This is a genomic window from Erwinia sp. (assembly GCF_049696395.1).
Classification (GTDB): domain Bacteria; phylum Pseudomonadota; class Gammaproteobacteria; order Enterobacterales; family Enterobacteriaceae; genus Erwinia.
In genome coordinates this window covers 1-25432 of the sequence record NZ_JBAVTT010000115.1, presented here as the reverse complement: position 1 = coordinate 25432, position 25432 = coordinate 1, and the positions used below count along the sequence as shown (strand labels likewise).

General features: G+C 56.1%; 21 protein-coding genes. 13 read left to right on the top strand and 8 right to left on the bottom strand.

The features are described from left to right. From WCC56_RS14880 to WCC56_RS14865, 4 genes are all read left to right on the top strand, one after another. Window positions 1–1421, top strand: a 1421-nt coding sequence (locus tag WCC56_RS14880) for a PTS mannitol transporter subunit IICBA (RefSeq protein WP_424693126.1), incomplete at its 5' end; no start/stop codon positions are given. A 100-nt stretch (window positions 1422–1521) separates the two neighbouring features. Continuing rightward, a complete protein-coding gene (mtlD, locus tag WCC56_RS14875; protein WP_424693125.1) occupies window positions 1522–2670 on the top strand; it encodes a mannitol-1-phosphate 5-dehydrogenase in 1149 nt (382 codons plus the stop codon). A 65-nt stretch (window positions 2671–2735) separates the two neighbouring features. Continuing rightward, window positions 2736–3281, top strand: coding sequence for a mannitol operon repressor MtlR (mtlR, locus tag WCC56_RS14870; protein WP_424693124.1), 546 nt, complete (start codon window positions 2736–2738; stop codon window positions 3279–3281). 71 nt (window positions 3282–3352) lie between these two features. Then, window positions 3353–3715: a YibL family ribosome-associated protein gene (locus WCC56_RS14865; RefSeq protein WP_424693123.1), complete on the top strand. Its 363-nt coding sequence runs from the start codon at window positions 3353–3355 to the stop codon at window positions 3713–3715. A 61-nt stretch (window positions 3716–3776) separates the two neighbouring features. Here the strand turns inward: WCC56_RS14865 and WCC56_RS14860 are convergent, their stop codons facing one another. The 6 genes from WCC56_RS14860 to WCC56_RS14835 form a co-directional block, all read right to left on the bottom strand. Beyond that, window positions 3777–4841 (bottom strand): sugar ABC transporter substrate-binding protein, encoded by a 1065-nt coding sequence (locus tag WCC56_RS14860; RefSeq protein WP_424693122.1) that lies wholly within the window; start codon window positions 4839–4841, stop codon window positions 3777–3779. Window positions 4842–4874: 33 nt separating this feature from the next. Then, entirely contained in the window at window positions 4875–5873 is a 999-nt protein-coding gene (locus WCC56_RS14855) for an ABC transporter permease (RefSeq protein WP_424693121.1), read from the bottom strand. After that, on the bottom strand, window positions 5870–7375 hold the full coding sequence (locus WCC56_RS14850; protein WP_424693120.1) for a sugar ABC transporter ATP-binding protein: 1506 nt from the start codon (window positions 7373–7375) through the stop codon (window positions 5870–5872). The genes WCC56_RS14855 and WCC56_RS14850 overlap by 4 nt, the downstream gene beginning before the upstream one ends. Window positions 7376–8151: 776 nt before the next feature. Beyond that, window positions 8152–10110, bottom strand: coding sequence for a methyl-accepting chemotaxis protein (locus WCC56_RS14845; RefSeq protein WP_424693119.1), 1959 nt, complete (start codon window positions 10108–10110; stop codon window positions 8152–8154). Between the two features lie 266 nt (window positions 10111–10376). Continuing rightward, window positions 10377–10994, bottom strand: a complete 618-nt coding sequence (sodA, locus tag WCC56_RS14840; protein WP_424693118.1) for a superoxide dismutase [Mn] — start codon at window positions 10992–10994, stop codon at window positions 10377–10379. A 196-nt stretch (window positions 10995–11190) separates the two neighbouring features. Then, complete coding sequence (locus WCC56_RS14835) at window positions 11191–12531, bottom strand: aspartate aminotransferase family protein (protein WP_424693117.1); 1341 nt, start codon at window positions 12529–12531, stop codon at window positions 11191–11193. A gap of 173 nt (window positions 12532–12704) precedes the next feature. Between WCC56_RS14835 and WCC56_RS14830 the strand changes: the two genes are divergently transcribed. Further along, window positions 12705–13481, top strand: coding sequence for a DeoR/GlpR family DNA-binding transcription regulator (locus tag WCC56_RS14830; protein WP_424693116.1), 777 nt, complete (start codon window positions 12705–12707; stop codon window positions 13479–13481). A gap of 10 nt (window positions 13482–13491) precedes the next feature. Here the strand turns inward: WCC56_RS14830 and fdhD are convergent, their stop codons facing one another. Then, window positions 13492–14316, bottom strand: coding sequence for a formate dehydrogenase accessory sulfurtransferase FdhD (fdhD, locus tag WCC56_RS14825; protein ID WP_424693115.1), 825 nt, complete (start codon window positions 14314–14316; stop codon window positions 13492–13494). Between the two features lie 145 nt (window positions 14317–14461). Between fdhD and fdnG the strand changes: the two genes are divergently transcribed. The 8 genes from fdnG to WCC56_RS14785 all read left to right on the top strand — a co-directional run bounded on the left by fdnG (window position 14462) and on the right by WCC56_RS14785 (window position 24709). Then, window positions 14462–17518, top strand: a complete 3057-nt coding sequence (gene fdnG, locus WCC56_RS14820; RefSeq protein ID WP_424693114.1) for a formate dehydrogenase-N subunit alpha — start codon at window positions 14462–14464, stop codon at window positions 17516–17518. Between the two features lie 119 nt (window positions 17519–17637). Beyond that, the gene (gene fdxH, locus WCC56_RS14815; protein ID WP_424693113.1) at window positions 17638–18534 is read left to right on the top strand and encodes a formate dehydrogenase subunit beta; all 897 of its coding nucleotides are present in this window, start codon (window positions 17638–17640) and stop codon (window positions 18532–18534) included. Next, window positions 18531–19175, top strand: coding sequence for a formate dehydrogenase cytochrome b556 subunit (gene fdoI, locus WCC56_RS14810; protein WP_424693112.1), 645 nt, complete (start codon window positions 18531–18533; stop codon window positions 19173–19175). The genes fdxH and fdoI overlap by 4 nt, the downstream gene beginning before the upstream one ends. Beyond that, a complete protein-coding gene (fdhE, locus tag WCC56_RS14805) occupies window positions 19175–20098 on the top strand; it encodes a formate dehydrogenase accessory protein FdhE (protein ID WP_424693111.1) in 924 nt (307 codons plus the stop codon). The genes fdoI and fdhE overlap by 1 nt, the downstream gene beginning before the upstream one ends. 107 nt (window positions 20099–20205) lie before the next feature. Further along, window positions 20206–20817, top strand: a complete 612-nt coding sequence (locus tag WCC56_RS14800; RefSeq protein WP_424693110.1) for a glutathione S-transferase — start codon at window positions 20206–20208, stop codon at window positions 20815–20817. 18 nt (window positions 20818–20835) lie between these two features. Beyond that, a complete protein-coding gene (gene selA / locus WCC56_RS14795; RefSeq protein WP_424693109.1) occupies window positions 20836–22215 on the top strand; it encodes an L-seryl-tRNA(Sec) selenium transferase in 1380 nt (459 codons plus the stop codon). Further along, a complete protein-coding gene (selB, locus tag WCC56_RS14790) occupies window positions 22212–24050 on the top strand; it encodes a selenocysteine-specific translation elongation factor (RefSeq protein WP_424693108.1) in 1839 nt (612 codons plus the stop codon). The genes selA and selB overlap by 4 nt, the downstream gene beginning before the upstream one ends. Further along, window positions 24050–24709, top strand: a complete 660-nt coding sequence (locus tag WCC56_RS14785) for a DUF1345 domain-containing protein (protein WP_424693107.1) — start codon at window positions 24050–24052, stop codon at window positions 24707–24709. Before selB ends, WCC56_RS14785 begins: the two co-directional genes overlap by 1 nt. A 28-nt stretch (window positions 24710–24737) precedes the next feature. Here the strand turns inward: WCC56_RS14785 and WCC56_RS14780 are convergent. Continuing rightward, a partial coding sequence (locus WCC56_RS14780) for an autotransporter outer membrane beta-barrel domain-containing protein (protein ID WP_424693106.1) occupies window positions 24738–25432 on the bottom strand: 695 nt, incomplete at its 5' end.

Here is a 25432-nt window from a genome sequence, read left to right as displayed (position 1 = left end):
TGCAGAACAACCTGCTGCCGTTAACCTCTATCTTTGTGGAACCGGCGAAAATCCTGTTCCTGAACAATGCCATCAACCACGGTATCTTCTCGCCACTGGGTATCCAGCAGGCCAGCGAAGCCGGTAAATCGATCTTCTTCCTGATCGAAGCAAACCCGGGTCCGGGTATGGGCGTGCTGATGGCGTACATGTTCTTCGGTCGCGGTAATGCTAAGCAGTCTGCTGGCGGCGCAGCCATCATCCACTTCCTGGGCGGTATTCACGAAATCTACTTCCCATACGTGCTGATGAACCCGCGTCTGATCCTGGCGGTTATCCTTGGTGGGATGACTGGCGTGTTCACCCTGACCCTGCTGAACGGCGGTCTGGTCTCTCCAGCGTCCCCGGGGTCTATCCTGGCCGTGCTGGCGATGACGCCAAAAGGCGCTTACTTCGCTAATATCGCAGCGATTGTGGCCGCCTTTGCTGTTTCCTTCGTGGTCTCCGCTATCCTGCTGAAAACCAGCAAGGTGAAAGAAGATGACGATATCGAAGCCGCGACCCGTCGCGTTAGCGAGATGAAAGCACAGTCTAAAGGTCAGACTGGTACCACAACTACCGCTGATGGCATGCACAGCGACCTGACGCTGGTACGCAAAATCATCGTAGCTTGTGACGCCGGTATGGGCTCAAGCGCCATGGGTGCAGGCGTGTTGCGTAAAAAGGTGAATGATGCCGGGCTGATCAATATCTCCGTCACCAATACCGCCATCAACAACCTGCCGGGCGATGTAGATCTGGTGATTACTCACCGCGATCTGACCGAACGTGCGATGCGCCAGGCGCCTCATGCTCAGCATATTTCGCTGACCAACTTCCTCGACAGCGGTCTGTATACCGACCTGACCAGCCGTCTGGTAGATGCTAGCCGCACCGCCGGTCACCGCGAGAAAGTCACTGCCACCCTGAGCGACAGCTATGACGAAAGCCAGGAACACCTGTTCAAACTGAGCGCCCGCAACATCTTCCTTGGCAACCACGCCACGGACAAAGAGCAGGCCATCCGTTTTGCCGGTGAGCAGTTGGTGAGAGGCGGTTATGTTGAGCCAGAATATGTTCAGGCCATGCTGGATCGTGAGAAACTGACCCCAACCTACCTGGGTGAGTCCATCGCTGTGCCACACGGCACCATCGAAGCTAAAGACCGCGTGCTGCAAACCGGCATCGTGTTCTGCCAGTACCCGGAAGGCGTACGCTTTGGTGAAGATGAAGACGATATTGCCCGTCTGGTTATCGGCATCGCTGCCCGTAACAACGAGCATATCCAGGTGATCACCAGCCTGACCAATGCGCTGGATGATGAGTCAGTTATCGAAAGACTGATCAACACCACTGACGTGCAGGAAGTGCTGGATCTGTTATCAGGTAAAAAGCCAGCCTGAGCCTGATTATTGACAAGCATGACCTCCCAGGGCCGGGCATGCCCGGCTCTTTTTTAGGGTCGGGTTTGTCCGGCCCCTGATCATTGATACGGGAAAAATTATGAAAGCATTACATTTTGGCGCCGGTAATATTGGCCGCGGTTTTATTGGTAAATTACTGGCTGATGCCGGTGTCCAGCTGACGTTTGCCGACGTAAACCAGGTGGTTCTGGATGCGCTAAATGCCCGCCATGAGTACCCGGTTCATGTGGTTGGCGAGCAGGCTCAGGTCGACATCGTCAAAGGCGTGAATGCCGTTAACAGCACCAGCGATGACATCATTCCGCTGATCGCTGAGGTTGATATCGTTACCACGGCGGTTGGCCCGCAGATCCTTGAACGCATCGCCGGTGGCATTGCGAAAGGTCTGGCAAAACGCAGTGATAGCGGTAATACCCGCCCGTTAAACATCATCGCCTGTGAGAACATGGTTCGCGGCACCACGCAGCTGAAAGGCCATGTGATGAAGGCGCTGCCAGAGCAGTATCACGCCTGGGTTGAAGCCAACGTCGGCTTCGTCGATTCTGCCGTTGACCGCATCGTGCCGCCTTCTGAAGCCGGCACCAGCGATCCGCTGGAAGTGACCGTAGAAACCTTCAGCGAGTGGATTGTGGATAAAACCCAGTTCAAAGGCGATTTGCCCGCCATTCCAGGCATGGAATTAACGGATAATCTGATGGCCTTTGTTGAGCGCAAGCTGTTCACGCTGAACACCGGTCATGCCATTACGGCTTACCTTGGCCAGCTGGCCGGGCACCAGACTATTCGTGATGCCATTCTCGATGAGAAAGTCCGTGCAGTGGTGAAAGGCGCGATGGAAGAGAGCGGCGCAGTGCTGATCAAGCGTTATGATTTTGATGCTGAGAAGCATGCAGCCTATATCCAGAAAATCCTTGGCCGCTTTGAAAACCCTTACCTGAAAGATGACGTTGAACGCGTTGGCCGCCAGCCGCTGCGTAAACTCAGCGCGGGCGATCGCCTGATCAAACCTACGCTGGGTACGCTGGAATATGGTCTGCCGCACGCCAATCTGGTGACCGGCATTGCCGCCGCGATGCACTATCGTAGCGATCAGGACCCGCAGGCTCAGGAACTGGTTGAACTGCTGAACAGTAAAGGCGTGAAGGCGACGCTGGCGCAGGTCTCAGGCCTTGAGGAACAAAGCGACGTGGTTGCTGACGTGGTGAAGGCCTTTGAGGCTATGGCGTAACGCCCACTTCAACGGATGAACGGACAGGGCACACTCGTGCCCTTAAAGGCGGTCCCCGCCTGGTAATGAACGATATGCAGGCACTCATGGAAAAACCACAGGCTTTTGAGAATCGGGTGCTTGAACGCCTGAACACCGGACGAACGGTCAGAAGCTTTCTGATCGCGGCGGTTGAGCTGTTGGCTGAGGCGGTGAACCTGTTGGTGATCCAGGTCTTTCGCAAGGATGACTACGCGGTGAAATATGCGGTTGAGCCGCTGTTGATGGGCGATGGCCCGCTGGGTGAGCTTTCTGTCCGGCTGAAGCTGATTTACGGCCTGGGCGTGATCAGCCGCAACGAGTATGAAGATGCCGAGCTGCTGATGGCGCTGCGTGAAGCGCTGAACGACGACGGCTCCGAATACCGTTTTACCGATGATGAATTATTAGGGCCCTTTGGCGAACTGCACTGCGTTACGGCGTTTCCACCGCGACCTGACCTGACAGGCGATGACCCGGAACTGCGCGCTATGCTGCAACAGCGTTATCAGCAGGTGGTCAGATCGACGATGGTTCTCTCTCTTACTGAACTGATTTCCCGCATCAGCCTGAAGCAGGCGTTCAAAAAGTAACGCGTCACCTTTCCCTCTTGCCGTTGCATTGTGTATCCTTGCGGCAATGAATCACTTCACGGTTAATGACAATGAAAGAAGAAGTCCAGGCAGAAATCAGGATCCTTAGCGACAAGCTGGATGCCCTGAACTACAAAGAGCAGCCGCTGCTGGCTTCCGGTGACACGGAAAAACTCGGCGAACTGCTGAAAGAGAAAGACAAGCTGATTGAAGAGCTGGAGCGCCTGCGTGGCGTGCGCGAGCAAAAGCTGAGTGCCGAAGCGCAGAAGCTGAAAGATATGCCGTTCAGCCGCCCAATCACCAAGAAAGAGCAGGCGAACATGGGCGCGTTCAAGAAAAGCGTTCGTGGCCTGGTTGTGGTCCATCCAATGACCGCGCTGGGTCGTGAGATGGGTCTGCAAGAGATGACTGGCTTCTCGAAAACCGCTTTCTGAGTTTTCGTTACCGCCACTAAAAATGCCCGCTTATGCGGGCATTTTTCATTTCAGGCTGAGATTATTTTTTGGCGTATTTCGCCTGCAGCGTGGCGAACCACGGCGCGACGAAGTCAGTAGACTCGCCCCAACCTGGGATGATTTTGTTCAGCGTGGCCACGTTCACCGCACCCGGCTGGGCAGCCAGCTGTTCCTGAGAAATGGCAGCCGCTTTAAACTGGTAGGTTGCTGGCGTGGTTTCTCCGCCAATTTTATTGGCAATCAGACGCATGTTGGTCGCGCCAATCAGCTTGCTGTCTACTGCGACAGTTTGTTTCCATGGGCTGTCCTTCTGGTGCATCAGCTGCAGATCCTGGTTGGAGACGTCAATGCTGTAGAGTTTGATCTCCGTACGGCCATTCTCCTGCAACGCTTTATAAGCGCCCTGCGCGAACGCATCCCATGAACCCCAGATCGCATCGATTTTCCCTTTCGGGTATTTCGCGAGGATGGCGCCAATTTTGTTGGCGGTATCGCCCTGCACGTCGGAAGAAACCGCACCAATTGACTCCAACTGATGCAGGCCTGGATTCGCCTTCAGGACTTTCTCGTAAACCACCTGACGACGTTCCATCGCCGGGAAGCCAGCCACCCACAGCTTCACGATGTTAGCCTTGCCGTTGGTATCTTTAATCAACTGGTCGAGGGAAAGCTGAGCCAGAGAAGCATCGTCCTGCGCAGTCACCGTCACGCCTTCGATCGGCTGATTCACCGGGGTGTCGAATACCGAGACTTTAATACCGGCATCGGTAATACGCTTCACCAGCGCCGTAGAGTAAGGGTCTTTACCGTGGGAGAGGATAACCCCGTCATATTTCTGGCTGATCGCCTGATTGACGAAGTCCTGGAAACGGGCATCATCGCCGTTGCTGAGGAAGGTGCTGACTTTAAAGCCCAGCTTGCGACCTTCCTGGATGGCACCAGCCACGAACTGCGTGGTGTTGTCATCGGAACCCAGGTTACGGATCACCGCAACGCGGATTGGGCCGTCATGGTTGGCGATGGCAGCGGGGACCGCTGTATCAGCAAAGGCAGGTACGGAAATCAGCAGGCTCAGAGCCAGCAGCGATGTGGTCATTTTTTTCATTATTATAAATACCCTGTCTGAAGATAGAGGCGCTTATCGGCGCTGTATGTAGGTAATGGCCAGTGCGATAGCCAGCACCAGACCTTTGATAATATCCATTGCGTAGTAAGGCACGGAGAGCATCACCAGCCCGTTCTGCAGCACGCCGAGGATAATGGCTCCTACCAGCGTACCCAGCGCGTTAGGCTTGCCGGAGCCCGCCAGAGAGAACCCAATCCAGGCTGCCGCCACCGCATCCATCAGATAGCCGCCACCGGCATTCACCTGTGAAGACCCGATACGGGAAGCCAATAAAATCCCGCCCAGCCCGGCCAGCAGTGAAGCAATTACATAAGCCAGCACGCGGTAGCGATTGGTCCGGATACCGGAAAGGCGCGCTGCCTCAGGATTTCCGCCAATCGCATACATACGGCGACCGTGTTTGGTCAGCGAAAGCCCAAGCTGGGCGACCACAGTCACTACCAGCATGATGATCACGATGGTTGGTACCTGCCCCAGCAGCGAGAAGTTGGCCGGGATAGTTCCCTCAGCCATATCGCCGCTCGGCAGCACCATATTTTCGGTAATTGAGCCGCCGAAGCTGTAAGTCATCGCCACGCCTTGTACGACAAAAAGGCTGGCTAATGTCGCTAACATGTCGGGAATGCGCAGGATAACGATAAGAAACGCATTGAACAGACCGACCAACGTGCAGAGTAACAGCGTGATGACGATGGCTTCTGTCGATCCGAATCCGTACCAGACGAACAGCGAGATCACCAGGGAGTTCGCCAGAGAGGCCGTAGATCCCACGGAGAGGTCAAATCCGCCGATAGTCAGGGAAATCGATACCCCAATCGCTATCACCGTCACAATGGCGATAGAGCGCAGGATATTGATGATATTGGTCGGCTCAAGGAAGCTGTCCGAAGCCAGGCCAAACGCGGCGATCAGCGCGACGACCGTCAGCAACATTCCCCATTTATAGAGAAATTCAAACAGCTGGTGGCGCGCAGACGGCGCAGCTTTCAGGGAAATATCTTTGCTGCTCACGCAGGCGTTCCTCCGGTGGAATAAAGTAAAAGAGTCTCTTCATCGACGTCACTGGCATCCATTTCCGCCACGATCCGCCCGTCCCAGAGCACGCAAATGCGGTCGCATAAGCCCACCAGTTCGGCGAATTCGCCGGAGGCATAAATCACCCCTTTTCCCTGGCGGGCCAGACCGTCGATCAGGTCAAACAGGTCGGTTTTGGCTTTGATATCAACGCCTTTTGTCGGCTCATCAAAAATCAGCACGTCTGCGTCGTTGCGCAGCCATTTGCCGATAGCCACTTTTTGCTGGTTGCCACCCGACAGGCGACGCAGCGTTTGTTGTGGGCCGGTAGTGCGCACGCCCAGCTTCTGAATCACCTCTTCAGCCCATTGCCAGGCCTGGCGGTGCCCAAACAGACTCCAGCGTGAGAAGCTGTTATCTGCCGTCACGCTGAGGTTCATCGCTACCGACTCATCAATAAAGATGCCTTCTTTGCGGCGCTCTTCCGGGATCAACGCCATGCGGTTTGCCACAGCTGCGTGAGGTGATGAGGGCTTCCAGGGCTTGCCGTGCAGCTCGCCCTTTTCCACGCGGCTGTTGCTGGCCCCAAACAAGGCTTTGCAGAGTTCGGTTTTACCCGCACCGGCCAGCCCCGCCAGACCCAGAATTTCACCTTTGCGCAGCGTCAGCGAAATGTTGTGCAGCAGCGCATCATCATGCAGGCCTTCCACCTTCAGCAGAATGTCCTCACTGAACGGCGGTCGGCGCGGCGGGTAGATATCCTCCAGCTGATGGCCGAGCATCTTCTCGACAATCTGCTCGCCATCCAGTTGTGCCATCGGGCAGGTTTCAATCAAACGGCCATCACGCAGCACGGTTAATTGATCGCAAATGGCACGCAGCTCATGGATGCGGTGGGAGATAAACACCACGCCAATGCCGTTACTTTGCAGGCGGCGTACGACGGCGAATAAGCGCTCGCTTTCATTCTGATCCAGCGGCGCAGTTGGCTCATCCAGGATCAGAAAGCGGCAATGGTGGGAAAGTGCCCGCGCCAGCAGGATCTGCTGCTTCTCGGCCAGCGTGCAGCGATCGATACGACGACGAACGTCCAGTGTAACGTCAAGCTGCGCCAGCAAAGCGCGAGCTTGTTTGCGCACTTCGCTCCAGTTATACATCTGGCCGCCTTCTGCCAGGCGATCCAGCATGATGTTCTCCGCCACGCTAAGCGTAGGCACCAGCGCCACATCCACTTCCTGCTGAACAAGGTGGATACCGAGCTGTTTGGCATCACGCGGGGAACGGATACTCACCGGCTGCCCATCCAGCAGGATCTCACCGCTGTAATGATCGTAAGCACCGGAAAGAACGGCCATCAGCGTCGACTTGCCCGCGCCGTTGGCCCCGGTCAGTGCATGCACCGAGTGGCCTTCAAGGCTGAAATCAACGCCATTCAGGGCTGTAAAACCGCCAAAAGCGATGGAGATTTGACGCATATCCAGGCGATTTACCACAGTCATGAACGAAAACTCTCTGGCAGATGAAGAAAACAGGTTGCCGCATTTTTTATTGGATTGTTTCGGCTGGCAACGAACGAAAGCGCATAAGCTAACACAAAACGTTATTAGCCATCCAGACATCCAGCCATATAAGCGGTTAAAACCACTGAGACCGCGGTATCCAGCATAATCCGGCAGGATACAGGCAACAGCCAGCATTTCGCTCGGTGTGATGGCGGCCGGGCTCGACTGAAAATGGGGCCTTTTTTTGTAAGAGAGCGGGGGCGGAGACGTTCAGGAGGGAGAGAGTGAGTGCTGAATTTTGGGCACAAAAAAACCGCCATAAATAGCGGTTAATTTGTGCTGGTCCGGTAAGCGGCCTTTCCAGCTGGACTCTGATACTTAACATAATGCAAGCACAACCCCGTGGCGAAATATTCATCTTATTCAGACTTTGTGTCAAGTTCTGACACAAAAAACATGCTTATTATTTCACCGGGCCTTTCCGCCGCCCTAAGCAAGCGGGCACCGGTTTGAGGGAAGGATATTTAACGGCCGTAAATGCAAGCACAACCCCGTGCTTGTTTTCGCGGCAGTATCGCCGGTGGTGCTGGCGTGGAGCGGTCTGAACCAGGACCGCACAATGAAACGGTACTTTTGTATTGTGATCGTTGTTTCTGGAGCAATGCTGTCGTTCGATCAGGGAAGTTGGATACTCTCCAACAACACGATCAGCATCAGCATCAATGCCCCAGGCAAGTAAGCCAGGTAACCGCCCTTCGGGGCGGTTTTCCTTGTCAGAAGGTTTCCCAGTTCGCTTCGCTGACTTTGCCTGCAGCCAGTGCTGCGGGCGCAGAGAGTGGTTTGCGCACCGGCGAGTGCACAGCCGGTTTGGCCACGGAACGGCCAGTTGAACCTTCATCAGCAGAGAGGCGGAAGACCGCAACAGCCTGGCTTAACAACAGCGCCTGCTCTTCCAGTGAATTCGCTGCAGCGGCGGACTCTTCCACCAGCGCGGCGTTTTGCTGGGTAGTGTTATCCATCTCCACCACGGCGGTAGACACCTGGCTGATACCCCGGCTCTGCTCGTCAGACGCGGAGGCGATTTCACCCATAATGTCGCGCACGTTGGTAACAGACTGCACGATATCCTGCATCGTCAGCCCGGTGTTTTCGACCAGCTGAGCGCCGCTGTTCACCCGATCCACCGACTCTTTAATCAGTCCTTCAATCTCTTTTGCCGCCTGAGCAGAGCGCTGCGCCAGGTTACGCACTTCACTGGCTACCACAGCGAAGCCTCTGCCTTGTTCACCTGCACGAGCGGCTTCCACCGCGGCGTTCAGGGCCAGAATATTGGTCTGGAACGCAATGCTGTTGATGGTGGTGGTGATATCGGCGATGCGTTTTGAGCTGTCCGAAATCTGCTGCATGGTTTCCACCACGTCTTTCACCTGCTTGCCGCCGGTTTGCGCCGTGGTTGAGGCTTCCGAGGCCAGCTTGCTGGCATGATGAGCATTATCGGCGTTCTGCTTCACTGTCGAGCTTAACTGCTCCATGCTGGCGGCGGTTTGCTCAACGGCGGCGGCCTGCTGTTCAGTCCTGGAGGAGAGATCGGTATTGCCTGCGCTGATTTCGGCAGCAGCATGCGCAACCTGGCTGACGCCAGAGCGGATCTCGCCAATGATCTGACGCAGGTTATCGCTCATCGTGCCCACGGCACTCATCAACTGGCCCAACTCATCGCGGCGGTCAGTTTCAACCCTCACGCTTAGATCACCGTTGGCGATACGTTCAGTGGTGTCCAGCGTCTCACGCAGTGGACGAGTGATCTGACGGGTGATCGCCATAGCGACGATAAACCCAAGGATCAGCGCGGCGATAGTGACGGCAATCATGGTGGTAATCGCAGTAGAGACGTTCTCTCTGGTCATTCTCAGCTGCTTTTGCACCAGCGTTTCCACCAGCGTATTCATTTCGGCAGCTTGCTTCACCATGACAGCGGCGGCCTCTTTCTGTTGTTGATAAGCCGGAACGTAAGAAAGCACGCTGGCTTTGTAGCTGATCAGACGCTGCTTCAGCGGCTGCAGGGTGGCTTCCTGCGCTGGTGTCACCAGGCTGGCAAACGTATCCAGCGTGACCGCAGCCTTATCCGCTGAGGCACCCAATATCGCAGCTGTCTGCTCTGAAGGCCCGGCAACCACCCCGCGCACGGCGTAATGCACGTCCAGCAGGGCATAATCCAGTTTGCCCATCAGCACCTGCATTTGCAGATCGGCCGTGGGTGACAGCTCCTGCTTCAGATCGACAAAGGCCGCTTCGCTGTCCGACAGGTTCCAGCTGCCTTTGATCTGATTACGGGTTTGTACCGCTTTAACATAGTTGGACTGGGCGTCCTGGTAGCCTTTCACCAGGCCTGGAAAGGTATCCAGCCACGCACGGCTTTCTGCATCAAATACTGACGTACTCAGCATCTTGTTGAACAGAGCCAGCGCTTCGGTAATTTTCTTCCGACTGAGCGCGATCTCTTTTTCATCAAAGAACAGCTGGTACTGCTTCTGGCTGTCCAGCGCGGCGCTGATATCGCTGCTGATGGCATGGCTGTAGTCGACCTTGTCGGTGCGCCCTTTCACGGTGTTGAATTTGGAGATGCCGACAGCGGCAATCAGCGCGGCCAACAGCAGAACCAGTGCGAATCCCGTCCCGAGCTTCCTGCCCACCCGGAGATTTTCCATGCGACGTTTGATGCTGTTAATCATTTTTAGTCCTTTCCCGTAACCCGATAGCGTATGGCGGCAGCTCAGTAAGACGCTTGCTCACCAGGTATGGTGATCCAATTCACAGTTTCACCTATCGGTAAGGACCAGGAATTACTTTAGCGAGCAGGGGGAGCAGGCGGGGGCGAATAATCTCTTCGCCGTGGGAATTATTAGCAGGATCAGTGGTTTTCAGTAAACAGCAGGCAATAAAAAACCGACGAAGCGGGCTCCGTCGGTTTATCGTCACGTATTAACGTGGTGGGGAATTATTTGGCTGCAGAGTAAAGCTCAGCTGCCTGATCCCAGTTTGCAACATCCCAGAACGCCTTGATGTAATCAGGACGTTTGTTCTGATACTTCAGGTAGTAAGCGTGTTCCCAAACGTCCAGACCCAGAATCGGGGTACCGGAAGCGCCAGAGATCGCTTCGCCCATCAGCGGGCTGTCCTGGTTGGCAGTAGAGACTACAGCCAGCTTGTCGCCTTTTTTAACCAGCCACGCCCAGCCAGAACCGAAACGGGTAGTAGCCGCTTTTTCGAATTCTGCTTTGAACGCGTCAACGCTGCCGAAGTCTTTTTCGATAGCCGCTTTCAGGTCGCCGCTCAGGGTAGTGCCGGTTTTCAGGCCTTTCCAGAAGAAGCTGTGGTTTGAGTGGCCGCCTGCATTGTTACGCAGTGCTGCTTTCTTGTCTGCAGGAACCTGATCCAGTTTTGCGATCAGCTCATCAACAGGCAGGTCCGCAAACTCGGTGCCTTCCAGCGCTGCGTTAGCGTTGTTGACGTAAGCCTGGTGGTGTTTGCTGTGATGGATTTCCATCGTCTGCTTGTCGAAATGCGGTTCCAGTGCGTCGTATGCGTAAGGCAAGGATGGCAGTGAATAACTCATGTTCATCATCTCCATTTAATGGTGGGCGGCGCTGTTTCTGTTAGCACCGCGTAAGCAGTCGGATCATTATAGTTAAATAAACGAACCGTAAAAGGGTTATCAATGCCCCGACGTTTATAAGGGTTTACCTCGCAGCAGGCGCAGCGGCGCTTTTATGCCCTTTGCCCGCACGGATAAAACCAAACGGTCTAAGGCTTTATTTCCCTAATGCTGCCAACGATTTATCCAGCGCGCCGACCAGCCAGTCGATATCGCTCTCCTGGAACGCTAACGGCGGACGCAATTTCAGCACATTGCCATACGGGCCAGCGACTGACGTCAGCACGCGGTTTTCACGCAGCTTTTCGGTCACGTCCAGCGCCAACTGCTTGTCCGGCGTTTTGCTGGTTTTATCGGTCACCAGTTCAAAGCCGATAAACAGACCGGCGCCGCGCACATCGCCCACGCATTCGTATTTGTCTTTCAGCGTCAGCAACTCACGCAGCAGCTTGTCGCCCACTACGCGGCTGTGCTCCTGCAAGCCCTCTTCTTTAATGACTTTCAACACGGCCTGCGCCGCAGCCATCGCCACCGGATTACCGCCGAAGGTGTTGAAGTAGGGAATATCGTCGCTGAAGGAAGCCAGCACATCGCTTTTGGCCAGCAGAGCAGAGACTGGAATACCGTTGCCCATCGGTTTACCGGTGGTGACAATATCCGGCACCACGCCATGGCGGGCAAAGCCCCAGAAGGCATCACCCGTGCGGCCGAAGCCTGGCTGCACTTCATCAGCAATAAAGATGCCGCCGTTTTTATGCACCACATCCACCGCTTTCTTCAGGAAGCCTTTCGGCCCTGGCAGCACGCCGTCGGAAGAGAAGATTGAGTCCGCAAGGAAGCCAGCAAACTTGATGCCGTTGGCCGCCATATCATCAATCTGCTGCTGGATTTCGTTGGCAAACCAGTCGCCCAAATCTGGCGCATTGACGCGGTAATGATCGGGAGGCGACACCAGCCGAGTGGTGGTTGCCAGTGGCTGACCCGTGCCCAAAGCTGGCGAGACGCCAGACGTTAAGTCGCTGGTGCCGTGATAGGCCTCCTGGCTGACGATAATGCCGGTGCCGCCACTGTGGGCGCGGGCAACGCGGATGGCCAAATCGTTAGCTTCTGAGCCGGTACACATGTACATCGCACGGTCGATTTCTGAAGGCAGAGTCGCCAACAGTTCTTCGGAGTAATCAAGGATACGTTCGTGCAGGTAGCGCGTGTGGGTGTTCAGCTGCTGCATCTGCTGATAAACCGCATCGATAACCGCAGGATGGCAGTGACCAATACTGGCTACGTTGTTGTAGGCATCAAGGTATTTGTCGCCGTTGGCATCCCAGAGATACTGGCCTTCACCCCGCACCAGATGGACCGGCTTACGGTAGAACAGACGGTAAGACTCGCCCAGCACTTTGCTGCGTTTATCAGTCAGTTTACGTACGTCAGCCTCCAGTCCGTCGGCATGCTCAGCGCGAAAGCTGTTGGTGTCCATAATGGTCGAACGTGTAGCCATGATAACTCCCGTTGCGAAGTGAGAAAGGAACGGGCAACCCGTGCGCCCGGATACCTTCATCATGGCAAGCTTTTTTCAAAATGCAACCAAATACACAAATACAATAAAATACACATGCACAGACCAGCGTTGTCAGTTAGGCTATGCGCATCCCCCAGGAAAAGGACACCACCATGCTGCAGGAAACCCGTTTACACCGCATTCGTGCGCTGCTGACTACGCTAAATCACGTCAGCACCGAGCGGATCATCAGAGAGCTGGGGATTTCCAGGGAAACGGCCAGAAGGGACATTATCGAGCTGGAAGCGTTAGGCCTGGCGCGCCGCGTGCACGGGGGATTGATCGCGCTGGACGCTGAGCCAGAGCCGCCGCTGATTGTCCGCAGCGAAGTGCGAGCCAGAGAAAAACGCGCCATTGCACGGGCCGCCGCTCAGCGACTGAAGCCAGGGCAAACCCTGTTTCTGGATGCGGGCAGCACCACAACGATGCTGGCGGAAGAGCTGCGCACCATGGCCGGGCTGACGATTATCACCAACAGCCTGAATGCGGCGTTGAAACTGTCGGCGGCTGAAGAACATGAAGCGTTGAACAACACGATTATTCTACTGGGCGGCAGCATGTTAGCCGGGGCTCAAGAGACGCGGGGCGAGTTAACCGTTGGCGAGATTTTCCGTTTCCGCGCCGATGTGGCTCTGATGTCGCCGGTGGGTATTGACGCAAAAAGTGGTGCCAGCAGTTTCCACCCGCATGAGGCAGCCATTGCGCGGGCGATGGCTCAGCAGGCTACCCAGCTGATTTTGCTGGCCGATCACAGCAAGCTGGGGCTGACCAGCCGCATGAATTATGCCGCTGTAAAAGAGGTTAGCCTGCTGATCACCGACAGCGGCGCAGCAGGCCTTCCCGCTTTTGCCGCGCTGGAAAAAGCGCTGCCGGAAGTGGTGCTGGCCTGAGCCAAAAAAACTAGATCAGCCTTTGCGGGTGAGTGTAAACCGTCGCCCGACCAGGCTTGCTGAACCCTACCAGCGTCAGGTTGCTGCGTTCAGCCACCTCTACCGCAAGTTTGGTGGCGGCAGAGACCGCAAACAGGATCTCAATGCCGCACATCGCCGATTTCTGCACCATTTCATAGCTTGCCCGGCTGGACACCAGCGCCGCGCCTTGCTGCCAGGTTGGCTGATTGCTTCGCAGCCCCAGCAATTTATCCAGCGCCACATGGCGGCCCACATCTTCACATCCCCCCGCAAGATGGCCATCCGGCATTATCCAGGCCGCCGCGTGCGTACAGCCTGTCAGTTGCCCAACCGGCTGAAAGCTTTTCAGTTGGGATAAGGCTTCATCAAGACGTTCGATCTCAAAAGTCTGGGTGAACGGCAGAGGCTGAACCGGTTTACCGATTTCAGCCAATTGCTCCACGCCACAAACGCCGCAGCCTGTCCGCCCCGCCATCGCCCGACGTTGCTCTTTCAACCCCATAAAACGGCGACTGGAGAGTTCGACCTGCACCTCAATCCCGCCGCAAGAGGGCTGAATATCCATGCCGTAGATATCCGCTGGAGAAGCGATAATCCCTTCAGACAGCGAGAAGCCAATAGCGAACGCTTCAAGGTCTTTTGGTGTGGCCATCATCACCACATGCGAGATGCCGTTGTACACCAGCGCGACCGGCACTTCTTCCGCAAGCCAGTCTGGCTCAGGGGTCTGTAACGATCGGCGCTGCCGAACGTCGACCTGGCTCAACCCTGAGATCTCACTCACATTCTCGTCACGATTAATGATCTTATTCACCTGAAACCCATCCCGCAGCCAACGACCCTATAATTCCTGTGGTAATGTTTTAACCACATACGTTCAGAAAAGATTCTTAAGATTCTGAACCTGTGACCGCTTTATCGCAAAACTAATTGAGCTATGTCGAAACAGGAATGACGCCATGAATGTCAGCAGAAGAAGCTTCTTCAAGATCTGCGCGGGTGGGATGGCAGGGACAACGGCAGCAATGCTGGGCTTTATGCCCGAAGTCGCGCTGGCTGAAACACGCCAATATAAGCTACTGCGTGCCCGTGAAACGCGAAATACCTGCACCTACTGTTCCGTTGGCTGCGGGCTGTTGATGTACAGCCTGGGTGACGGAGCAAAAAATGCCAAAGAGTCGATTTTTCATATAGAAGGCGACCCGGATCACCCGGTCAGCCGGGGCGCTCTCTGCCCGAAAGGCGCTGGCCTGCTGGACTTTATCCACAGTGAAAGCCGCCTCAAATACCCGGCTTACCGCGCGCCAGGCTCAGATAAATGGCAGCAAATCAGCTGGGATGACGCCTTTGATCGCATCGCCAAACTGATGAAAGCCGACCGCGACGCCAACTTTATCGAAAAGAACGCCGCAGGCACCACGGTAAACCGCTGGCTGAGCACCGGGATGCTTTGCGCCTCCGCCTCCAGCAATGAAACCGGCTATTTAACGCAGAAATTGACCCGCTCGCTCGGCATGCTTGCCGTCGATAACCAGGCACGAGTCTGACACGGACCAACGGTAGCAAGTCTTGCTCCAACGTTCGGTCGCGGTGCGATGACCAACCACTGGGTTGATATTCGAAATGCGAATGTAGTGATTGTGATGGGGGGTAACGCCGCTGAAGCGCATCCGGTGGGATTCCGCTGGGCGATGGAAGCCAAAATCCACAACAAGGCCAAACTGATTGTGATCGATCCGCGCTTCACGCGAACCGCATCAGTCGCCGATTTCTATACCCCGATCCGCTCCGGAACTGACATCGCCTTCCTGTCAGGCGTGTTGCTGTACCTGATAAGCAACGAAAAAATCCAGCGCGAATACGTTGAGGCGTACACCAACGCCAGCCTGATTGTGCGTGAAGATTACCACTTCGACGACGGGCTGTTCAGCGGCTACGACGAAGCCAACCGCAAGTACGATAAAACCAGCTGGAACTACGAGCTGGACGAGAGCGGCTTTGCTAAACGCGACCTGACGCTGGCTCACCCGCGCTGCGTATGGAACCTGCTTAAAGAGCATGTCAGCCGCTACACGCCTGAAGTGGTGGAATCGCTGTGCGGCACGCCGAAAGCCGATTTCCTCTACGTCTGTGAGACGCTGGCGGAAACCAGTGCCAAAGACCGCACCGCCACCTTCCTCTATGCCCTGGGCTGGACACAGCACTCCGTTGGCGCGCAGAACATCCGCACTATGGCGATGGTTCAACTGCTGTTGGGCAATATGGGCATGGCAGGCGGCGGGATTAATGCCCTGCGCGGTCACTCCAATATTCAGGGACTGACCGATCTGGGGCTTCTTTCACAGAGTCTGCCGGGGTATATGACGCTGCCTTCTGAAAAACAGGCGGACCTGCAAACCTATCTGACCGCTAACACACCAAAACCGACGCTGCCGGGGCAGGTGAATTACTGGAGCAACTATCCCAAGTTCTTCGTCAGCATGATGAAGGCCTTTTACGGCGATAAAGCGCAGAAGGAGAACAACTGGGGCTTCGACTGGTTACCGAAGTGGGACAAAGGCTACGACGTACTGCAGTACTTCGAGATGATGTCGCAGGGCAAAGTGAATGGCTACCTCTGCCAGGGCTTTAACCCTGTAGCCTCGTTCCCGAATAAAAACAAAGTGGTGAAGTCCCTCTCGAAGCTGAAATTCCTGGTAACGATTGATCCGCTGAACACCGAAACCTCTAACTTCTGGCAGAACCACGGCGAGTTTAACGACGTCGATCCGTCACAGATCCAGACCGAAGTGTTCCGCCTGCCTTCCACCTGTTTTGCGGAAGAGAATGGCTCGATCGTCAACTCCGCCCGCTGGCTTCAGTGGCACTGGAAAGGCGCTGACGGCCCTGGCGAATCACGTAACGACGGTGAAATCCTGTCAGGGATTTACCTGCGTCTGCGTGAAATGTATGCCAAAGAAGGCGGTGCCTTACCGGAGCAGGTGCTGAACATGAGCTGGAACTATCTGACACCGGACAATCCGGCTTCAGAAGAAGTGGCGATGGAGAGCAACGGCAAAGCGCTGGCGGACCTGATGGACGACAAAGGCACGGTGCTGGCGAAAAAAGGCCAGCAGCTGGGCAGTTTTGCGCTGCTGCGTGATGACGGCTCCACCTCCAGCGGCTGCTGGATCTTTGCCGGAAGCTGGACGGCTGACGGCAACCAGATGGCTCGCAGGGATAACACCGATCCCTCCGGTTTGGGTAACACACTCAACTGGTCATGGGCGTGGCCGCTGAACCGTCGAATCCTCTACAACCGTGCCTCTGCGGACCCACAGGGTAAGCCCTGGGATCCAAAAAGAGCGTTGTTGCATTGGGATGGCGCGAAGTGGGTGGGTCAGGATATCCCTGATTACAGCACGGCCGCACCAGGCAGTGATGTCGGGCCGTTTATCATGCAGCCGGAAGGCATGGGGCGCCTGTTTGCGCTGGATAAAATGGCCGAAGGGCCCTTCCCGGAACACTACGAGCCGTTCGAAACGCCGCTTGGCACCAACCCGCTGCATCCGAAGGTGGTTTCTAACCCAGCGGCGCGCGTGTTTAAAGACGACCTGGCCGCGATGGGCAAAGCCGATAAGTTCCCGTACGTCGGCACAACCTACCGCCTGACCGAGCATTTCCACTTCTGGACCAAGCATTCGCTGCTGAACTCCATCGCGCAGCCTGAGCAGTTTGTGGAGATTGGCGAAGGGCTGGCGGGCAGGCTGGGAATTGTGGCTGGCGACACGGTGAAAGTGAGTTCTAACCGGGGCTATATCAAAGCGAAAGCCGTTGTCACCAAACGCATTCGTACGCTGACAGTGCAAGGGAAGCCGGTCGATACCATCGGCATTCCTATTCACTGGGGTTATGAAGGCGTGGCGAAAAAAGGCTTCCTCGCCAATACCCTGACGCCGTTCGTCGGCGATGCCAACACGCAAACGCCGGAGTTTAAAGCGTTTCTGGTTAACGTAGAGAAAATTCAGCCAAAGTAGCTGGCGTTGCGGCAGCAACAGAGTTCATCCCGATGAGCTGACTCAGGTCAGTGATTCGGGTGAATGAACGCCGCTAACACAGCTGCAATGTCAGATAAGAAGGCTATGGGGACTGATTTATGGCTTATCAATCACAAGACATTATCCGCCGTTCCGCCACCAACGGGTTTACGCCTGCTCCTCAGGCGCGGGATCACCAGCTGGAAGTGGCGAAACTGATCGACGTCACCACCTGCATCGGCTGCAAAGCCTGTCAGGTTGCCTGTTCAGAGTGGAATGACCTGCGGGATGAAGTGGGACATAACGTCGGCGTTTACGATAACCCCGCCGATTTGACCGCCAAATCCTGGACCGTGATGCGCTTTTCAGAGGTTGAGGAGAACGGCAAGCTGGAGTGGCTGATCCGCAAAGACGGCTGCATGCACTGCGCCGATCCCGGCTGCCTGAAGGCCTGCCCGTCTGAAGGGGCCATTATTCAGTATGCCAACGGCATCGTCGATTTTGAGTCAGAGCAGTGCATTGGCTGCGGCTACTGCATTGCGGGCTGCCCGTTTGACGTGCCAAGGCTGAATAAAGAGGACAACCGCGTCTATAAATGCACGCTGTGCGTCGATCGTGTGACCGTAGGTCAGGAACCTGCCTGCGTAAAAACCTGCCCGACCGGTGCCATCCACTTTGGCAGCAAAGAGGAGATGAAGCAGGTTGCCGCAGAACGCGTCACCGAACTGAACAGCCGTGGTTACGATCATGCCGGGCTGTACGACCCGGAAGGCGTGGGCGGCACACACGTGATGTATGTGCTGCATCACGCCAACAAACCTCAGCTGTATCACGGCCTGGCGGAGAACCCGTCGATCAGCCCTGCGGTCACCTTCTGGAAAGGGATCTGGAAGCCGCTGGCGGCGATTGGCTTTGCCGCCACCTTCGCGGCGAGCGTGTTCCACTACGTCGGTATTGGGCCGAATCGGGTGGAAGATGATGACGATAACCTGGAAGATAAGGAGGAGCACAAATGAGAAAGCGCGATCGCCTTCAGCGCTACAGTGCGCCCGAACGAATTAACCACTGGATTGTGGCGTTTTGCTTTGTGTTCGCCGCCCTCAGTGGCCTGGGCTTCTTCTTCCCGTCCTTCAACTGGTTGATGCATAGTCTGGGCACGCCTCAGCTGGCACGTATTCTGCACCCCTTTATTGGGGTGATTATGTTTGCCGCCTTTTTACTGATGTTCTTCCGCTACTGGCGGCACAACCTGATTGAGCGTCAGGATCTGGAGTGGGCCAAAAATATCCATAAAATTGCCCAAAACGAGGAAGTCGGTGATACCGGGCGCTATAATTTTGGTCAGAAGTGCGTATTCTGGGCTGCTATCATCACCTTAGTATTGTTGTTGTTAAGCGGCGTGGTGATTTGGCGACCTTACTTTGCCGGCTCTTTTGCCATCCCGACGATCCGCCTTGCTTTGGTAGTCCATTCCGTTGCAGCGGTGGTGTTGATTATGGTGATCATGGTGCATATCTACGCGGCGCTTTGGGTAAAAGGGACGATTACCGCTATGGTTGAAGGATGGGTAACGCCTGCCTGGGCTAAGAAACATCACCCGCGCTGGTACCGCGCAGTGCGTGAACAGCAACAGAAACAACAGGAAAAAAGACCCTGATGAGTATTCGCATAATCCCGCAAGAGCAGCTGGAGAAAAGCGACAAAAAAACGGCGGAGCATATTCCGCCGTTACTTTTCCCCAGACTGAAAAACTTGTACAGCCGACGCGCCGCCAGACTGCGTGAACTGGCAGAGAAAAATCCGCTCGGCGACTATCTGCGCTTTGCCGCTGTCGTTGCCAGCGCGCAGGAGATCGTGCTGTACGATCATCCTTTACAAATGGACCTGCACGCACGGCTGGTGGCCACGGCAGCCAGCGGTAAACCACCGCTCGATATTCATACGCTGCCCAGAGACAACCACTGGCAGCGCCTGTTGCAGTCGCTGATTGCCGAGATGAAGCCGGAGATGACGGGTCAGGCGCTGGCTTCGCTGGAGAACCTGGAGAAAGCCTCAGCGTCAGAACTGGAAACGCTGGCCAGCGCGCTGTTCGCTAACGAGTTTTCTCAGGTCAGCAGTGATAAATCGCCGTTTATCTGGGCGGCATTATCGCTCTATTGGGCACAAATGGCGGCGCTCATCCCAGGTAAAGCGCGGGCTGAATACGGTGAACAACGGCAGTTTTGCCCGGTTTGTGCCAGCGTGCCGGTCGCCAGCGTGGTGCATATGGGCACGCAAGGCGGCCTGCGCTATCTGCACTGCAACCTCTGCGAGAGCGAATGGTATGTGGTGCGATCAAAATGCAGCAATTGCGAGCAAACGCGTGATCTACACTACTGGTCACTGGACTCTGAAGTGGCCCCGATCAAAGCAGAAAGCTGCGGTGACTGCGGTACCTACGTGAAAATGCTGTATCAGGAAAAAGACCCGGCTGTTGAGCCGGTGGCGGACGATTTAGCCTCCCTGATCCTCGATGCCCGTATGGAGCAGGAAGGTTTTTCACGCAGCAGTTTGAATCCCTTCCTTTTTCCGGGAGAATAAACGCCTGACTGGCCGGTGGTTTCGCTCAGGCCAGCCAGGCTATCACTCTAATCTGGTCGCAATGCTAACGGGCTGCACTGTGTCGGCCACCAACGGGGATATGCGTAATGAAATTGATTGGCAGCTATACCAGCCCTTTTGTCCGTAAGATTTCTGTCATCATGCTGGAAAAAGGCATCACGTTTGAATTCATTAACGAAAATCCCTGGACTGATGACAGCCACGTTCCCGGATTCAATCCACTGGGTAAAATCCCTGCGCTGGTCACCAGCCCGGAAGAGACCTGGTATGACTCGCACATCATTGCCGCTTACCTGGAACAGATGGACATTGCACCGGCTCTGGTGCCGCGCGAGAAAGTGGCGGCGTTAAAAGTCCTTCAGCTGGAAGCCCTGGCTGACGGCATTGGCGATGCCGCGGTGATTTTGCTGCGCGAAAAAATGCGCCCTCCAGAATTGCAGATGGAAGCTCAGTTGCTGCGTCAGCGTGAGAAAATTCAGCGCGGGCTTGATGCACTGGAAGCAGAAGCAGCGAAAGGCACCGTGCTGAACAGCGACACGCTGAATGTGGCCGATATCGCCACTGCCTGCCTGATTGGCTTCCTGAACTTCCGCCGTATTGTGCCGGGCTGGTGCGTTGAACGCCCTGCCCTGATCAAACTGGCAGAGAAGATGTTTGAACGTGAAAGCTTCGCCCGTACCGTTCCCCCTTCAGCCTGACCCTGCGATACGGACGTTATGAAGACACTTTTCAGTCAGCTTCCCGCCATCGATAGTCTGCTAAGAGAGCCTGCCATGCAGGCTCTGCTCGTTCAGTATGGCCACCAGCAAACCGCAGACACACTGAGAACCCTGCAGCAGGAAGCGCGAGAGCATATTCAGGCGCAGCAACAGCTTCCCGCCTGGAGCAAGGACTGGCCGCAAACTGCTGCGACTCGCCTGCAACGACAACAAAGCACGGCCCTGAAGCCGGTGCTGAATCTGACTGGCACCGTGCTGCACACCAATCTGGGCCGTGCGCTGCTGTGTGAAGAAGCTGTTGAGGCCGTGACCAGCGTGATGCGCTCGGCGGTGACGCTGGAATATTCGCTGGAAGAAGGCGGACGAGGGCATCGCGATCGCGCGCTGGCTGACCTGCTTTGCCAACTGACGGGGGCGGAAGATGCCTGCATCGTCAATAATAATGCGGCGGCAGTGATGCTGATGCTGGCCGCGCTGGCACCCGGTAAAGAAGTGGTGGTGTCGAGAGGCGAGCTCGTCGAAATTGGCGGGGCTTTCCGCATTCCTGACGTGATGAAACAGGCTGGCTGCACGCTGACGGAGGTCGGCACCACCAACCGTACCCATTTAAAAGATTACCGCCAGGCGCTGACGGAAAATACGGCGCTGCTGATGAAGGTCCACACCAGCAATTATCAGATTGAAGGCTTTACCTGCTCAGTAAGTGAAAGCGAGCTGGCGAAGCTGGGGCAAGCGTGCGGCGTGCCGGTGATTACCGACCTCGGCAGCGGCTCGCTGATTGATCTGAGCCAGTTCGGTCTTCCGGCTGAGCCGATGCCGCAACAGCTGATTGCTGAGGGCGTCAGTCTGGTGAGTTTCTCTGGCGATAAGCTGTTGGGCGGCCCGCAGGCGGGAATTATCGTCGGCAAAAAAGAGCTGATTGCCCGTCTGCAGCAACATCCTCTGAAGCGCGCCCTGCGTGTCGACAAAATGATTCTGGCTGCGCTGGAGGCTACGCTAAAACGCTATCTGCACCCGGAATCCCTGGCCGTTCAGCTGCCCACATTGCGCTTATTAACCCGCACCCAGCAATCTGTTGCCGCTCAGGCCGAACGCCTGCTGCCGGTGTTGCGCCAGGCCTGCGGAGAGCAATTTTCGGTGGAGATAGCCGCCTGTTCCTCTCAGATAGGCAGTGGATCGCTTCCTGTCGATCGCCTGCCCAGTTACGCGCTCACCCTGACGCCTTATGACGGAACGGGCACCAGCCTGCAAAACCTGACCTCACGCTGGCGAAAACTTGAGGTGCCGATCGCTGGCCGCCTCTCTGCCGGCAAACTCTGGCTGGACCTCCGTTGTCTGGAAGATGAAGCACTTTTTATCAGGATGTTGTCGTTATGATTATCGCTACGGCCGGTCACGTCGATCACGGCAAAACAGCGCTGCTTGAAGCCATCACCGGTGTGAATGCCGACCGCCTGCCGGAAGAAAAAGCCCGGGGAATGACCATCGATCTGGGTTATGCCTACTGGCCTCAGCCGGATGGCCAGACGATGGGCTTTATTGATGTTCCCGGCCATGAAAAATTCCTCGCAAATATGCTCAGTGGCATCGGCGGGCTGGATCGCGCGTTGCTGGTAGTCGCTGCCGATGACGGCTTGATGCCACAGACTCTTGAACATCTGACGATCCTGAAGCTCAGCGCTGTCCCTGCGCTGACCGTTGCCATTACCAAGGCGGATCGGGTAGAGGAAGCCCGAGTTGAGGAAGTCATCGCCGCAATCAAAGCGCTGACTAACGAAATGGGCTGGCCAGGCCTCGACCTGTTTATTACCAGCACCCTTACCGGCCTCGGTATTCCAGAGCTTGCTGCGCACCTCAGCCAACTTCCCGTCAGGAAGAGAGCGGAAGGCAAAACCTTCCGCCTGGCCATAGACCGGGCTTTCAACGTGAAAGGCTCTGGCACCGTGGTGACCGGAACCGCGCTGAGCGGAACGGTAAAAGTGGGCGATAAGCTCTGGATCACCGGCCTGAATAAAGAGGTCCGGGTTCGCGGTTTACATGCTCAGAACCAGTCAGCTGAAGAAGCTTTTGCTGGCCAGCGCATCGCCCTGAACCTGACTGGCGGCGTGGAAAAAGGCGATATCTCTCGCGGTGACTGGCTGCTGGAATCCCCTCCAGAAGCCCCCTTTGAGCGGGTTATCGTCGAGATTCAACGTCCCCAGGCGTTGCGGCAGGGTCAGCCACTGCATCTGCATCATGGTGCCAGCCATATCACCGGGCGCGTTTCATTGCTGGAAGGCACACTGGCTGAGCTGGTGCTGGATAAACCGCTGTGGCTGGCCGATAACGATCGCCTGATCCTGCGAGATATCAGCGCCCAGGAAACGCTGGCAGGGGCTAAAGTGGTCCTTCTGACGCCGAAGAGGCGGGGTAAACGTCAGCCTGACTATCTTCAGTGGTTAGCTCAGCTGGCCCAGGCCTCTGGAGATGAACAGGCGATTGCTTTTTATCTGCAACATCAGCCCTGGCGCCGGGAAGCGTTGAGCTGGGCTCGCCAGTTAACGCCTGCAGCGCTGACAGCCTGCATCGCGAAGCTTGCGCCGGTAGAAGCTGGTGAGTACTTGCTGCTGAGCGGGACAGCGGAAATGTGGCAGGAACAGGTGTTACTGACGCTGACGGAATATCATCAAAGTCATGGCGATCGGGCCGGTCTGGGTCGGGACAGATTGCGCAGAATGGCACTGCAAAACTTGCCGGATGCGGTTGGCCTGGCGCTGATCGATCGGCTGTCCGCCAGTGGCAAACTGAGTAACACTCGGGGCTGGCTGCATATTGACGGTTTCAGCATTCAGTTTGAGCCTGAAGAGACGGCAATCTGGCAGCAGTGTGAGCCGCTGTTTACCCATAATGCCTGGTGGGTCAGGGATCTGGCGACTGCCATTGCGGGGGATGAAGAGCTGGTGCGTCAGACATTGCGTAAAGCCGCTCAGGCAGGCGAGATCACCGCCATTGTAAAAGATCGCTATTTCCTGAGCGAACAGATGAAGATGCTGGCTGATATGATCCGCCTGCGGGCTTCTGAAGGGCACACGACCAGCGCGGCTGATTTTCGCGACAGCCTTGGCGTGGGCCGCAAACTCGCCGTGCAGATTCTGGAGTTCTTTGACCGCAGCGGCTTTACCCGCCGCAAGGGCAACGACCATTTACTCAGGGATGCCGGGATGTTCCTTTAATGAAAACACTGCACGTCCTGCAGCACTATTATCACGCCCGTCCGCGCCTGCTGGTGGCGTTTGTACTGGCCCTGGTCAGCTTTTTCTTGTTGCCGGGGCCGCTGGTGCAACGGCTGTTGATCAGCTGGAATGTGCTTGCCTGGCTGTACCTGCTGCTGCTCTGGTGGCTGCTGCTAAGAACCCCAACGGATCAGATTGCCCGAATCGCCCGCGAGCAGGATGAAAGTGCAGGAACAGTGCTGGCGCTGGTCTGCCTGACCTGCGTGGTCAGCATCCTGACCATCCTGTTTGAACTGGGTGCGGTTAAGCACCTGCCGCAGGCGCAGCAAGCCGGACACATTGCCCTGACCGCCGCCACATTAGTGGTCTCCTGGTCGTTGCTGCCAACGGCTTTTGCCATGCACTATGCGCACATGTATTACCAGCAAGGGGAGCAAGGTGAAAAGCCGCTGCTGTTCCCCGAAAAGCCCGAACAGCCTGGCTATTGGGATTTTATTTACTACTCCTTTACCCTCGCTGTAGCGGCCCAAACGGCGGACGTCTCAACCGGCAATACTTCAGTGAGACGCATCACCACCTTGCAGGCGGTGTTATCGTTTCTGTTCAACCTGGCCATTCTGGGCCTGTCGATCAACGTCGCTGCTGGCCTGCTGAGCTGACCTTCTTTTTAGCGGGCAGACAGGCAGCTTAAAAACGGGCGCTGACGCCGAGGTTATACATAAATTGCTCGCCAGAGCTCAGGCCACCAGTCTGGGAAAAGGAGGCAAAGGCCGCCACTGAGTCGCCCAGCGGCATATGCGCGCCGACTGTCACATCCACCCAGTTGGTGTCCTGGTCTGCCGAATCACGGGTGAACGAGGTTTGGGTGGATTTTAGTCCGCCGCCTGCCCGCCAGACGTTGTCGCCAAACTGGTGGTTATAACTGACTTCTGCCCACGGATTCAGCCAGCCGAGCTGTGTATCAACTCGCCAGCCCAGCGCACCAATCTGTGAATGGTAATTCTGGTCGTCAAAGCGCATGGCGGTGCTGCTGTTGCCCTGTTCCTGATAACCGTCCACTGCGCTGTAATCCAGCGCATATTGCGCCATCGGGCCCGTGGTCAGCAGTGAGCCAACCGGGAAGTCCCAGCCGGTGGTGACTCTTGCGCCCAGCTGGGTGCCGTTGGTTTCACCACTTTCTGTCCGCGTGGCTGGCCCAAGCGTGACGCTTCGCTTGATGTTGTCGTAACTGGCTGAGGCATAGTGCACATCAGTATTTACCCAGCCGTTATCGAAGAACGAAAGTTCGCTGTACGCGGAGAGTAGCCAGCCGCGCATCTTGTACTCATACTGCGGTGTCGGCTGCTGGGAGTCGTTAGAACCGGAAGCTAAAGCGCCGACCA

Excerpts from the sequence above, each read along its gene's own strand:
- selB (WP_424693108.1), top strand. The coding sequence starts at position 22,212 with ATGATTATCGCTACGGCCGGTCACGTCGATCACGGCAAAACAGCGCTG.
- selA (WP_424693109.1), top strand. The coding sequence starts at position 20,836 with ATGAAGACACTTTTCAGTCAGCTTCCCGCCATCGATAGTCTGCTAAGA.
- sodA (WP_424693118.1), bottom strand. The coding sequence starts at position 10,994 with ATGAGTTATTCACTGCCATCCTTGCCTTACGCATACGACGCACTGGAA.
- WCC56_RS14785 (WP_424693107.1), top strand. The coding sequence starts at position 24,050 with ATGAAAACACTGCACGTCCTGCAGCACTATTATCACGCCCGTCCGCGC.
- fdhE (WP_424693111.1), top strand. The coding sequence starts at position 19,175 with ATGAGTATTCGCATAATCCCGCAAGAGCAGCTGGAGAAAAGCGACAAA.
- mtlR (WP_424693124.1), top strand. The coding sequence starts at position 2,736 with ATGAACGATATGCAGGCACTCATGGAAAAACCACAGGCTTTTGAGAAT.
- WCC56_RS14850 (WP_424693120.1), bottom strand. The coding sequence starts at position 7,375 with ATGACTGTGGTAAATCGCCTGGATATGCGTCAAATCTCCATCGCTTTT.
- WCC56_RS14860 (WP_424693122.1), bottom strand. The coding sequence starts at position 4,841 with ATGAAAAAAATGACCACATCGCTGCTGGCTCTGAGCCTGCTGATTTCC.
- WCC56_RS14835 (WP_424693117.1), bottom strand. The coding sequence starts at position 12,531 with ATGGCTACACGTTCGACCATTATGGACACCAACAGCTTTCGCGCTGAG.
- fdoI (WP_424693112.1), top strand. The coding sequence starts at position 18,531 with ATGAGAAAGCGCGATCGCCTTCAGCGCTACAGTGCGCCCGAACGAATT.
- mtlD (WP_424693125.1), top strand. The coding sequence starts at position 1,522 with ATGAAAGCATTACATTTTGGCGCCGGTAATATTGGCCGCGGTTTTATT.
- WCC56_RS14865 (WP_424693123.1), top strand. The coding sequence starts at position 3,353 with ATGAAAGAAGAAGTCCAGGCAGAAATCAGGATCCTTAGCGACAAGCTG.
- WCC56_RS14845 (WP_424693119.1), bottom strand. The coding sequence starts at position 10,110 with ATGATTAACAGCATCAAACGTCGCATGGAAAATCTCCGGGTGGGCAGG.
- WCC56_RS14800 (WP_424693110.1), top strand. The coding sequence starts at position 20,206 with ATGAAATTGATTGGCAGCTATACCAGCCCTTTTGTCCGTAAGATTTCT.
- fdxH (WP_424693113.1), top strand. The coding sequence starts at position 17,638 with ATGGCTTATCAATCACAAGACATTATCCGCCGTTCCGCCACCAACGGG.
- WCC56_RS14830 (WP_424693116.1), top strand. The coding sequence starts at position 12,705 with ATGCTGCAGGAAACCCGTTTACACCGCATTCGTGCGCTGCTGACTACG.